Source organism: Sphingomonas plantiphila (assembly GCF_046000505.1).
GTDB classification, from domain to species: Bacteria; Pseudomonadota; Alphaproteobacteria; order Sphingomonadales; family Sphingomonadaceae; genus Sphingomonas; species Sphingomonas plantiphila.
In genome coordinates this window covers 112,861-123,552 of record NZ_JBELQC010000002.1, presented here as the reverse complement: position 1 = coordinate 123,552, position 10,692 = coordinate 112,861, and the positions used below count along the sequence as shown (strand labels likewise).

8 protein-coding genes are annotated in these 10,692 nt (G+C 67.5%); 4 read left to right on the top strand and 4 right to left on the bottom strand.

Annotation, left to right across the window (positions count from 1 at the left end; translation table 11 throughout):
• Window positions 1–30 precede the first annotated feature (30 nt).
• The 3 genes from ABS767_RS12805 to ABS767_RS12795 are packed head-to-tail and all read right to left on the bottom strand — an operon-like array spanning window position 31 to window position 2,502.
• Complete coding sequence (locus tag ABS767_RS12805; RefSeq protein ID WP_408078937.1) at window positions 31–948, bottom strand: Gfo/Idh/MocA family protein; 918 nt, start codon at window positions 946–948, stop codon at window positions 31–33.
• A 1-nt stretch (window position 949) separates the two neighbouring features.
• On the bottom strand, window positions 950–1,585 hold the full coding sequence (locus ABS767_RS12800) for a 2-dehydro-3-deoxy-6-phosphogalactonate aldolase (protein ID WP_408078935.1): 636 nt from the start codon (window positions 1,583–1,585) through the stop codon (window positions 950–952).
• Complete coding sequence (locus ABS767_RS12795) at window positions 1,582–2,502, bottom strand: 2-dehydro-3-deoxygalactonokinase (RefSeq protein WP_408078933.1); 921 nt, start codon at window positions 2,500–2,502, stop codon at window positions 1,582–1,584. Before ABS767_RS12795 ends, ABS767_RS12800 begins: the two co-directional genes overlap by 4 nt.
• Before the next feature lie 78 nt (window positions 2,503–2,580).
• On the opposite strand from ABS767_RS12795, the gene dgoD reads away from it, so the two are divergent.
• The 4 genes from dgoD (at window position 2,581) to ABS767_RS12775 (ending at window position 9,581) form a co-directional block, all read left to right on the top strand.
• Entirely contained in the window at window positions 2,581–3,717 is a 1,137-nt protein-coding gene (gene dgoD, locus ABS767_RS12790; RefSeq protein WP_408078931.1) for a galactonate dehydratase, read from the top strand.
• A gap of 138 nt (window positions 3,718–3,855) precedes the next feature.
• A complete protein-coding gene (locus tag ABS767_RS12785; protein WP_408078929.1) occupies window positions 3,856–6,615 on the top strand; it encodes a TonB-dependent receptor in 2,760 nt (919 codons plus the stop codon).
• A gap of 72 nt (window positions 6,616–6,687) precedes the next feature.
• On the top strand, window positions 6,688–8,205 hold the full coding sequence (locus tag ABS767_RS12780) for a tryptophan halogenase family protein (protein ID WP_408078927.1): 1,518 nt from the start codon (window positions 6,688–6,690) through the stop codon (window positions 8,203–8,205).
• On the top strand, window positions 8,202–9,581 hold the full coding sequence (locus ABS767_RS12775) for a tryptophan 7-halogenase (protein WP_408078925.1): 1,380 nt from the start codon (window positions 8,202–8,204) through the stop codon (window positions 9,579–9,581). Before ABS767_RS12780 ends, ABS767_RS12775 begins: the two co-directional genes overlap by 4 nt.
• Window positions 9,582–9,591: 10 nt before the next feature.
• Here the strand turns inward: ABS767_RS12775 and ABS767_RS12770 are convergent, their stop codons facing one another.
• Window positions 9,592–10,623 carry a glycoside hydrolase family 43 protein gene (locus ABS767_RS12770; protein WP_408078923.1) on the bottom strand — a complete coding sequence of 344 codons (1,032 nt, stop codon included), beginning with the start codon at window positions 10,621–10,623 and terminating at the stop codon, window positions 9,592–9,594.
• Between the last annotated feature and the right edge of the window lie 69 nt (window positions 10,624–10,692).

Below are 10,692 nucleotides of genomic sequence, written 5' to 3'. Positions count from 1 at the left end.
ATATGAGCATCATCGGGTTAGTAACGCGGGTCAACGGAATGCTGCAACGCTTTCACGGCGCGCGACCATGAAAGCGTCCGCAGCGATCCGCAGTGGTTCGCGATCGACCGCGCAAGCGCGCGCCTTGATCAGCGTGGCGAAGCGGTCATAGATCTGGGGATATTCGCGATCCGCGTCGAGCGGCTGTTCGACCCCGTCGACCAGCAGGCGCGCGCCGCCGTCGCGAAGCTCGACCCGCCGCCCGTCGCACGTGGTGATGTGGATCAGCCATTCCTCGCCGGCATCGAACCGCCAGTCGAATTCGGCCTGCCAGTCCGTACCCACGAACTCGATCGTGGCGGCGATCGGCGCCTGCCGGTTATCGGGTACGGACAGGCTTGCGGCGCGCACCAGCAGCGGCACCGGCAGGATCCGCGACAGGATCGAAAGCGCATTGATGCCGGTATCGAAAACGCCGAACCCACCGGCGTCCCAGATCCACTCCTGCCCCGGATGCCATTTGCGCACGTCCTCGCGCCACGAAACGCGGAGCATGGCGATCTCCGAGCAGGCGAGCACTGCTGCTGCGGGCGCGACGCTTGGCGCGTATTGCGAGTGCCAGGCGGTGTAGAGCACCCTGCCCTGCGCCCGGGCCAGCGCTTCGAGCGCGTCGAGTTCGCCCAGTGTGGTGGCCGGCGGCTTTTCCAGCAGTACGTCGAATCCCGCGCGCAAGGCCTCGTGCGCCAAGGCGTAGCGGGCTCCGGGAGGCGTACAGATCGCGATGGCATCTGCGGCGCCGTCCATTGCCGCGAGCAGTTCGGCGGCATCACCGTACCAGGGGACGCCGACCTCCGGGTCGCCGGCGGGAGTCGCCACGCCGACCAGTTCGAACCGCGGATCGCTGGCGACGGCCGGCAGATGCTGGTCGGCGGCGATCTTGCCGAAGCCGATGATGGCGACGCGGATCATCTCACCGCGCCTCGAGCGCGGAAACGAATGCCCGCGCCTGCGTCGCGACCTCGGCGGGAGTTTGTCCCGGCCGATAGAGCGCGCCGCCCAGCCCGAAGCCGTTGGCGCCTGCCGCGAGATAGGGCGCCATCGCCGGCGGCGTGATGCCGCCCACGATGACCACCGGCACGTCGCGCGGAAGCACGGCGCGGTGCGCCTTCACGACCGCCGGCGATGCGGCTTCGGCGGGAAACAACTTGAGCACGTGCGCGCCGGCATCGAGTGCGGCGAACGCTTCGCTGGGGGTGAAATAGCCGGGCGCCGAGACCAGGCCCGCCGCGACGGTGGCGGTGATCACGCCGGTGTTTACGCTGGGCGACACGATGATCCGTCCCCCGGCATCCGTCACCTGGGCCACCTGATCGACGTTCAGAACCGTGCCCGCCCCGATCAGCGCGGTATCGCCCAGGCGACGGGCAAGCCGCTCGATGCTCGCCAGCGGGTCGGGCGAGTTGAGTGGGACCTCGATGATGCGGATGCCGGCCTCGACCAGGGCCTCGCCCACGGCCTCGACCGCGTCCGGCGTGACGCCGCGGATGATCGCGATCAGCGGACACGCTGAGAAATGGGTCGTGAAGGCGTCGAGCGAACCGGTCATAGCAACTCCGTGATGCGGCGAATGCCGGCCAGAAAGGCGGCTTCGCCATCGATGACTTCGCCGACCCGGCCAGCCTGGCCGAGCGCGGCGGCATATAGGGCGGACAGCGCCGGCGCACCGACGAGCGCGACGGTCGCGCCCGGCGCCAGATCCTTGAGCGCAGCGCGCACGTCGCTGCCGATGAGCAGGCCGCTCGCATAGCTTGCATCGTCGCGCCCACCGCCCAAGAGGTGTCGCGCGCGGATGCCGAAGAGCGACGCAAGCAGGTCGGCGCCGCCAAGCGCATCGGTTACGCCCGCCGCAAATGCGTCGTCGGCGGTGACGGCATTCCCGAGGTGCGCAGACAGGATCGAATGGTCGCGCAGCACGGCGAAAAGTTCGCCCGTCATCATCGTGCGGAATGTGTCGATCCGCCCCCCGCGCATCGCGATCCATTTGGCGTGCGTCCCCGGGAGGCAGATCAGCCCGTCAGGCGGCACCAGCTCAGCGGCGACCGCGCCGAGCGCCTGCACCTCCTCGCCCCGCATGACATCGGCCACCGGATCGCGCTGGCACACGCCGGGAACGATGCCGATCCGGCCGGGTTCGACCCAGCAGATCGCACGCGCGAGTGCCTCCGCGTCGGCGGGACATCCGACATAGGGCGCCTCGCGCCAGCCGCGGTTCGATCCCGCCATGCCGGCAATCAGCATCGCGTGATCGCCAAGAGCGGCGCGGATTTCATCGGCGGCACGGTCGAACCCGCCCGGCTCGACCGAAAGGACGCCCTTCGCATCCTCGAGCTTCGCCACCACCCGCCCCTCGGAATCAAGCGAATAGGCGCGCCGATTGGTCGAGCCCCAATCCACCGCGATATACCCGTCGCGCCAGCTCATCGGCGGCTCGCTTTGCATCCCCAGACCATCGCCGCGGATCATACAGGCGCGCGCCACGCTTGCTAGATATAAATTATACGATAAATAGGTTTAATGCCCGGGTGGGGCTTTGAGGTGACCATGAAGATTGCGCGTATCGAGACGTTTCACGTTCCGCCTCGTTGGCTGTTCGTGCGCGTCGAGACGGAGGATGGGTGTTTTGGATGGGGTGAGGCGAGCCTCGAAGGACATAGCGAAGCGGTCGACGGCGCGTTCGAATCGCTGCGTGACCGGTTCATCGGCGCCGACCCGCGCCGGATCGAGGATGTCTGGCAGGTTGCCTATCGCGGCGGATTCTATCGCGGCGGCGCGGTGCTGATGTCGGCGCTGGCCGGACTCGACCAGGCATTGTGGGATCTCAAGGGCCGCCATTATGGCCTGCCCGCCTGGGAGATGATGGGCGGACAGGTGCGCGACAAGGTCCGCGCCTATGCCTGGATCGGCGGCGACCGTCCCGACGATGTCGGCGCGGCGGCCGCGGCGCGCAAGGCGCAGGGCTTTTCCGCCGTGAAGATGAACGCGACCTCCGAACTCGACTATCTCACCGCGCCGCGGTTCGACGATGTGGTCGAGCGCGTTCGCGCCGCGCAGGCGGCCGGCATGGATGTCGGGCTCGACTTCCATGGCCGCGTGCATCGCGCGATGGCCAAGCAACTCGCCAAGCACCTCGAGCCGCTGGGTTTGCTGTTCATCGAGGAGCCGATCCTGTCGGAGAACCCCGAAGTCCTCGCCCAGATCTCGAACCAGGTCAGCATCCCGATCGCGCTGGGCGAGCGCCTCTATTCGCGCTGGGACTTCAAGCCGTTCCTCGCCAGCGGCGCGGTCGACATCATCCAGCCGGACCTCAGCCACGCCGGCGGGTTGAGCGAATGCCGTCGGATCGCCGCCATGGCCGAGGCCTATGACGTCGCCGTCGCGCCGCATTGCCCGCTGGGGCCGCTCGCGCTCGCCGCCTGCCTTCAGCTGGCCGGTTGCACGCCGAACGTCGTGCTGCAGGAGATGTCGCTCGGCATCCACTATAATGCCGGCCACGACCTGCTGCATTTCTGCGCCAATCCCGATGTGCTCTCGCCGGTCGACGGCTTCCTGCCGATCCCGACCGGTCCCGGCCTGGGTGTCGAGATCGACGAGGCCGCGGTGCGCAAGGCGGACGCGGAGAAGGTGCGCTGGCGCAACCCGATCTGGCGCCAGGAGGATGGCAGCTTCGCCGAATGGTGATCCAAGCTGCGACATCCATTATCCGATAAATCTTATAAATCTCTTGTCAGCGGCGAAAGCACGCTTCTATAGCGACGATGAGAAGAGTCGCTGACCAGGCGGCCGGCGCGGTGTGAATTATCGAAGGGGAGGACATTGATGCGTTTGAGGACTTTGATTCGCTGTTCCGGATCCGCCGCAGCGATTGCGTTGGTCGCCGCGCCCGCCTGGGCGCAGGAAACACCCGCACCGGCTTCTGAGGCGCAAGAGGCGCAGGAGGCGCCTGCGACGCAGACCGAAGAGATCGTCATCAGCGGCTATCGCCAGTCGCTGGAATCGCAGCAGAATATCCGCCGCAACTCGACCCAGATCGTCGATGCGATCGTGGCCGAGGACATCGGCAAGCTGCCCGATATCGCCGTGTCCGACACCGCCGCGCGCATTCCCGGCGTGCAGGTCGAGCGCAGCGGCGGCGAGGCCGGTCGCGTGCTCGTCCGCGGCCTTCCCGACTTCGTCACCACCTATAACGGCCGCGAGATCTTCACCGCCGAAACGCGTTCGGTTGCGCTGCAGGATTTCCCCTCGGGCGCCATCGGCGCGATCGAGGTGTTCAAGACGTCGACCGCGAACCTGGTCGAGCCCGGCCTTGCCGGTCTGATCAACGTACGCTCGCGCCGTCCGTTCGACTTTGCCGACTTCCATGTCGCCGGCTCGGCGTGGATGACCTACACCTATCAGGCGCGCGACTATAATCCGAACGGCAACATCATGGTCTCCGATCGCTGGGATATCGGCGGCGGCGAGATCGGCGCGCTGCTCGGCCTGTCCTATACCAGCATGCACTATCGCGATTCGACGCGGTCCAACACCGACTTCGTCGCGGGTGGCGGCCCGGGCGGGACGCAGTTCCCCGACATTCAGCGCGTGACCTATGACGAGGGTGATCGCGAGCGCCCGTCGGTCAACGGCGCGATCCAGTGGCGCCCCTCCCCCGGCCTCGAATTCTATGTCGAGGGACTTTATCAGGGCTTCCGCAACAAGCTGTCGTCGCGCGAGATGGAAGCGGCGCTGTGGGGCGGATCGGGCTTTTCCAACGTCGTGACGGTGCCCGATCGCCCCGACCTGCTCGAAAGCGCGACGGTCGTCAATCCGCGCCGCGTCCAGGGCTATCAGGGCGGCACCTACAACAAGACCGATACCTATCAGATCGCTGCCGGCGGCAGCTTCGAGACCGGTGGGCTGAAGATCACCGCCGATATCGCGCGAACCGATTCGACCTTCACCGGTTCGACCGCCAGCGTCGACTATGCCTTCGCCAGCCCGCAGACGATCGAGTTCGACAGCAATGCCGACACCGGCGACGGCGGCGCGGTGTTCTCGATCCCCGGCTTCGACGCCAGCGATCCGGCCAATTACATCTATCGCGGCTTCTACGAGGAGGCGCAGCGGGCCGAGGGCAAGGACTGGCAGGCGCGCATCGACGCGGTCTACGAGACCGAAATGCCGTGGATCAAGGCATTCGAAGCCGGCGTCCGCTACACCGACCGCGATGCGCATCGCGAGTATGGCAACCGCTATTTCGATCGCGAAGGCGACCGCCGCCCCTTCTCGGCCGTGCCGCTGACCTACGAGCTGTTCGAGCCCGGTTTCCGCGGTGCCAACCCCCAGCCGGGCATCCTCACCTGGCTGTCGCCCACCTATGACAGCATCCGCGCCAATCTGGCGCAGTTGCGCGAGTTCAACCAGCCCGGTCTGACCGGCGCGCCTCCGGCCGATCCGCAGCAGACGTGGGACGCGAACGAGAAGCACTTCGCCGCCTATGGCCAAGTGCGTTACGAAATTCCGCTGGGTGGCGAAGCGAGCATCGATGGAACGATCGGCCTGCGCTACGCACGCAGCGATCTCGACCTGTCCGGTACCCGCTTCGTTCTGCCGTCGGGCGGCGGTGCCGGTGTGCAGACACCGACGGTGGTCGAGCGCAGGTTCGATGCCTGGCTGCCCAACATCAATGCGCGCATCCGGTTCACGCCGAAGATCCAGGCGCGGCTCGCCTTCACCGAAACCCAGACGCGCCCGAACTTCACCGACCTTCGCGCCTCGGGCACGCTGGACCGGCCCAATACGAACGGGTGCCTGGAGCTCAACCCGATCCCGGCGGGCTGCTATCGCACCGGCAACGGCGGCAACCCGTTCCTCAACCCGCTGACGTCGCGCAACTACGACGCCGCGCTCGAATATTATTTCTCGCGCAACGGCTTCGTGTCGGTCAGCGTCTTCCACCGCGACATGAACGGGTTCATCGAGGGGAATACCTTCACCGGCACCCTGCCCGACGGCACCCCGCTGCGCCTGAGCTCGCCGGTCAACGCGGGCAAGGGACGCATTCGCGGCTTCGAAATCCAGGGCTCGACCTTCCTCGATTTCATCGGCCTGCCGCAGTTCGGCCTGCAGGGGAACCTCACCAACCTCGATGCGCGGTCGGACTTCAACTATGACGACGGCCTGCAGCCGGACGGGTCGCCGCTGATCCGCACGGTCAATCGCGAGCTGCTGTTCGTGTCCGACTGGTCGGCGAACGCCGCCGTCTTCTACGAGGCCAACGGGCTGTCGGCGCGGCTGGCGTACAACTGGCGCAGCGAATTTCCGCTGACCTATCAGCGGCGCGGCGATCACCTCTACACCGAAGAGGCCGATCCGGTTCAGCGGCTCGACCTGTCGGTCAGCTACGACGTGGTGCCGGCGGTCACGATCTTCGGCGACTGGACCAACATCCTCGGCGATCCGTTCAGCTCGACGCTGACCCGCACCAATACGGTCAACAACGCGTTGCCGGTGGAAGGGGCGTTCACCGCGACCTATCCGCGCGTCGTCCGCTACGAGGAATCGACCCTCACCGTGGGTGTCCGCTTCCGCTTCTGACCGGGGCGGCCGGGTTCAACATGGGAGCCGGAGAGCCTTGCTCTTCGGCTCCTGTCGTTTGAGGATCGTGGCATGCGCAGCGAAGATCCCCGCGACGACCGACAGCGCACCCGCGTCGTCATCGTCGGCGGCGGCACCGCCGGCTGGATGGCGGCGGCCGCGCTGATCCGCCGGCTGCCGCATGCGTGCAGCGTGCGGCTGATCGAATCCGAGGATATCGGCATCGTCGGCGTCGGCGAGGCGACCCTGCCCCATCTGCGCGCCTTCGTGGCGATGCTCGGCATCGACGAGGCCGAGTTCATGCGCGTCACGCAGGCGACCTACAAGCTCGGTATCGAATTCCGCGACTTCGGCCGGATCGGCGACGCCTATCTCCATCCGTTCGGCAATTTCGGGATGCCGCTTAACGGCGTGCCCTTCCACCATCTGTGGTTGCGGATGCGGGCGGAGGGGCGCCACGACACGCTGTTCGACTATTCGGTGTGCAACCGGATGGCCGCGCAGGGGCGCTTCGCCTCGCCGACCAGCGAAGCAGCATCGCTGCGCTCCACCTACGGCTATGCCTATCAGTTCGATGCCACGCTGTTCGCGCCCTATCTGCGCGATTATGCGCTCGCGCGCGGGGTAGAGCGGACCGAGGGCCGGGTTGTCGACGTGACGCTCGACCCGCTGTCGGGTGATGTGGCCGCGCTAACCCTTGCCAGCGGCGAGCGGGTCGAGGGCGACCTGTTCGTCGACTGCTCCGGTTTTCGCGCGCTGCTGATCGGCGGCGCGATCGGGTCGCCTTGGGAGGACTGGTCGCACTGGCTGCCGTGCGACCGTGCGGTCGCCGCTCCCTGCGCTTCGCCCGCGGGCCCGATCGAGCCGTTCACCCGCGCCACTGCGATGGCGGCGGGGTGGCGGTGGCGCATACCGCTGCGCCATCGTGTCGGCAATGGCTATGTCTTCTCGTCCGCGCATCTCGACGAGGACGCGGCCAGCACCGCCTTGATCGACGCGCTCGAGAACCCGCCGCTCGCCGACCCGCGCGTCCTGCGCTTTCGTGCCGGGCGCCGCGCGCGCAGCTGGGACCGCAACGTGGTGTCGATCGGCCTCGCCTCGGGGTTCCTCGAGCCGCTCGAATCCACCAGCATCTATCTGGCGCAGGGCGCGGTCGAGCAGCTGATCGCGCTGTTTCCGATCCACGGGCGCATCGCCGATGCCGATCGCGACGAATTCAATCGCACGGTCGATCTGGAGTATGACCGCATCCGCGACTTCCTGATCCTCCACTATCGCGCGACGACGCGTAACGATTCCGCCTTCTGGAACGACATGCGCACGATGCGCGTCCCCGACAGCCTGGCGGAGAAAATGGAGCTGTTTCGCCAGTGCGGGCGCGTCGCGCGCTATACCCAGGGGCTGTTCTTCGAACCGAGCTGGCTCGCCGTCTATCTTGGCCAGGGGATCGTGCCCCGTCACTGGGACCAGCGCGCCGACGCGATCGATCCCGCGCAACTCGGCCCGGCGCTCGATCAGCTGCAAGCGCAGATCGCCGCGACGGTGGGCGCGATGCCGAGCCATGACGCGGCGCTGGGGCGCGGCGCATGACCGCGCGCGCGATCCGCAGCATCTGCGTCGTCGGCGACGGAGTCGTCGGCCTCTCCGCGGCGGCGGCGTTCGCGCGCGCCTTGCCGGCGGTCGCGGTGACGATCGTTCCGGCCGAACCCGATCCAGCGGCCGTCGCGGAAATTCAGTGCGCGACCTGGCCGAGCATCCATCGCTTTCACGCCGCGATCGGGCTCGACGAGCAGGAGCTGGTGCGCGCGGGGGTAGCCACGCACTTGCTCGGCACCCGCTTCGTCGACTGGCCCGACGGCGGCGACGACTGGGTGCATGGGTTCGGCGAGCATGGGCTGAAGGCCGGTACCATCCCGTTTCATAGCTTGTGGCATCGTGCCTCCCGGGCGGCGGAGGCCGCGCCGTTCTGGCACTACAGCGCCGCGGCGGTGCTGGGCGCAGCGGGGAAGTTCACCCACCCAAGCCGGGATCCGGCATCGCCACTAGGCGGCTTTCTCTATGCGCTGCGCATCGATCCGCTCCGCTATCGCGCGCGGCTGGCTGCGCTCACCGCGCCGCTGCTGCGGCACGCGCCCTTCGCCTCTGCCGAGCATGGCGACGGTGGCGCGATCGCCGCGGTGACGACGGCCGATGGGGAGCGCGTCACCGCCGATCTCTATCTCGACTGTTCGGGGCCGCAGGCGTTGCTGCGGCACCGCGAGGACCGCGCGTTCGACTCATGGGGCGACTGGCTGCCCGGCCGGACGATGGTGGCAAGCGACGTGGCGGGCGGCGCGATCGACCCGCTCGACCACGCCGAACGGGTTGCGGGCGGCTGGCGCTGGCACTCGGCGCTTGCGGACCGCACGCGGGTGATCGCGCTGGGCGAGGACGAGGGCGGCGTGGCGGTACGCTTCGGCTGTCGCACGCCATGGACGGCCAATGTCCTGGCGATCGGCGATGCGGCGACGGCGATCGATCCGTTGTTCGGCACCGCGCTCCACCTCGCGCAGGACGCGATCCTGCTGGCGCTGGAGCTGTTGCCCGGGCGCGACTTCGGGCGGGTGGAGATCGCCGAGTATAACCGTCGATGCGATGCGACGCGCGTGCGCATGCGCGACTTTCACGCGCTGCATCATCTGCGCTCGGCGCGGCGCCCTCTGCCAGATGGACTGGCGCGGACGCTCGAGCAGTTCGAGCGCCGCGGCCGGCTGCCGCCGTCCGAGGCCGAGCCGTTCGAGACGGATGCGTGGATCGCTGCGCTGCTGGGCCTCGGCGTGACACCGCATGCGGCCGACCCGGTGAGCGGATCGATCGACCTTGCGCGCGTGACGCACGCGATGGCCGCGCTCGCGACGCGGCTGACCGAGGCGGCGGAGCGCGTGCCCCCCTACCCGCAACTACTTGCGCGGTTGCGGGCGGGCTGAGCGCGGCGGGTTATTTCTTATCGGTCGGGCGCAGGCTGACGCCGATTGCGGGCTTGCCGTCCTTCCACAGCAACGGCGCGACATACAAATAGCGCTTGTTGTCGAGCTTGCGGCACCCGGGCGTCGCGGCCCAGGCGTGGAACGACACGAACTGCCGCGCGCCGACGTTGAATACGCTTTGATGGCCCGGTCCGCTGAGACACCCGACATCGCGCTTGTTGTAGCTGTAGAGGATCGGGTTCTCGGGCGCATCGGTGCATGGCCCCATCGGTCCGTCGCACTTCGCCCAGCCCATGGCATAGGGCGAGAGGCGCTGGTTCGTCTCCCAGCCATAATGGTTGGACGAGTAGAACATCGCATAGCCGGTGGGCGTCTTCACCATGGTCGGAGCCTCGATAACATGCGCTTCCCACGGCTTGTCGTTGACGAGCAGCGCGACCGCCTGCCCCTCCAGCTTCAGCCCGTCCGCGCTCATGCGCTGGGCGTAGATATGGGTTGGCTTGCCGAACTTCGGATTGTTGCCGTCATTCTTGTAATAGAGGTACAGCGAGCCGTCAGCGTCGCGGAACGGCGCGGCGTCGATCGTGCCGCCGAGATCGCGCTGGCACACCATCGGTTCGGTCTCTTGCGAGACGAATGGCCCGCGTGGATCGCTGGCGAATGCCGCGCCGACGCACTGCAGCCCGCTCTCCTTCTCGCGCGCGGTGATGTAGATCACGAAGCCGTTCGACACGCGCAGCACCTCCGGCGCCCAGGTGAAGCCCTCACGCGCCCACTCCGGCAGCTTCGGCATCGCATCGTGGATCTTGCCGTCCGTCTTGACCAGCGCCCAGTCGGCGAGATTGGTCGACGTCGCCATCTGGACGTTTGCGACATTGCCTGGGGGATTCGTGGCATAGGCATAGAATACGCCGTCGTGCAGCATCACGAAGGGGTCGGCGAAATCCTCTTCCAGCACGGGCACGAACGGCGGCTCCTCCTTCGCCGGAGCGAATGCGGTGCAGCTCAGCGCCAGCGCTGCGAGAACCCGATATTTTGCCATGCCTTACTCCTTTGGCTCCATCATCCCGGTCGGCCGGTTCAAATCGCCCACTCGACCTCGCCAGTCTTT

What these genes read in the sequence shown, in the direction of transcription:
- ABS767_RS12805 (WP_408078937.1), bottom strand. Translation starts at nt 948, where the DNA reads ATGATCCGCGTCGCCATCATCGGCTTCGGCAAGATCGCCGCCGACCAG.
- ABS767_RS12800 (WP_408078935.1), bottom strand. Translation starts at nt 1,585, where the DNA reads ATGACCGGTTCGCTCGACGCCTTCACGACCCATTTCTCAGCGTGTCCG.
- ABS767_RS12795 (WP_408078933.1), bottom strand. Translation starts at nt 2,502, where the DNA reads ATGATCCGCGGCGATGGTCTGGGGATGCAAAGCGAGCCGCCGATGAGC.
- dgoD (WP_408078931.1), top strand. Translation starts at nt 2,581, where the DNA reads ATGAAGATTGCGCGTATCGAGACGTTTCACGTTCCGCCTCGTTGGCTG.
- ABS767_RS12785 (WP_408078929.1), top strand. Translation starts at nt 3,856, where the DNA reads ATGCGTTTGAGGACTTTGATTCGCTGTTCCGGATCCGCCGCAGCGATT.
- ABS767_RS12780 (WP_408078927.1), top strand. Translation starts at nt 6,688, where the DNA reads ATGCGCAGCGAAGATCCCCGCGACGACCGACAGCGCACCCGCGTCGTC.
- ABS767_RS12775 (WP_408078925.1), top strand. Translation starts at nt 8,202, where the DNA reads ATGACCGCGCGCGCGATCCGCAGCATCTGCGTCGTCGGCGACGGAGTC.
- ABS767_RS12770 (WP_408078923.1), bottom strand. Translation starts at nt 10,623, where the DNA reads ATGGCAAAATATCGGGTTCTCGCAGCGCTGGCGCTGAGCTGCACCGCA.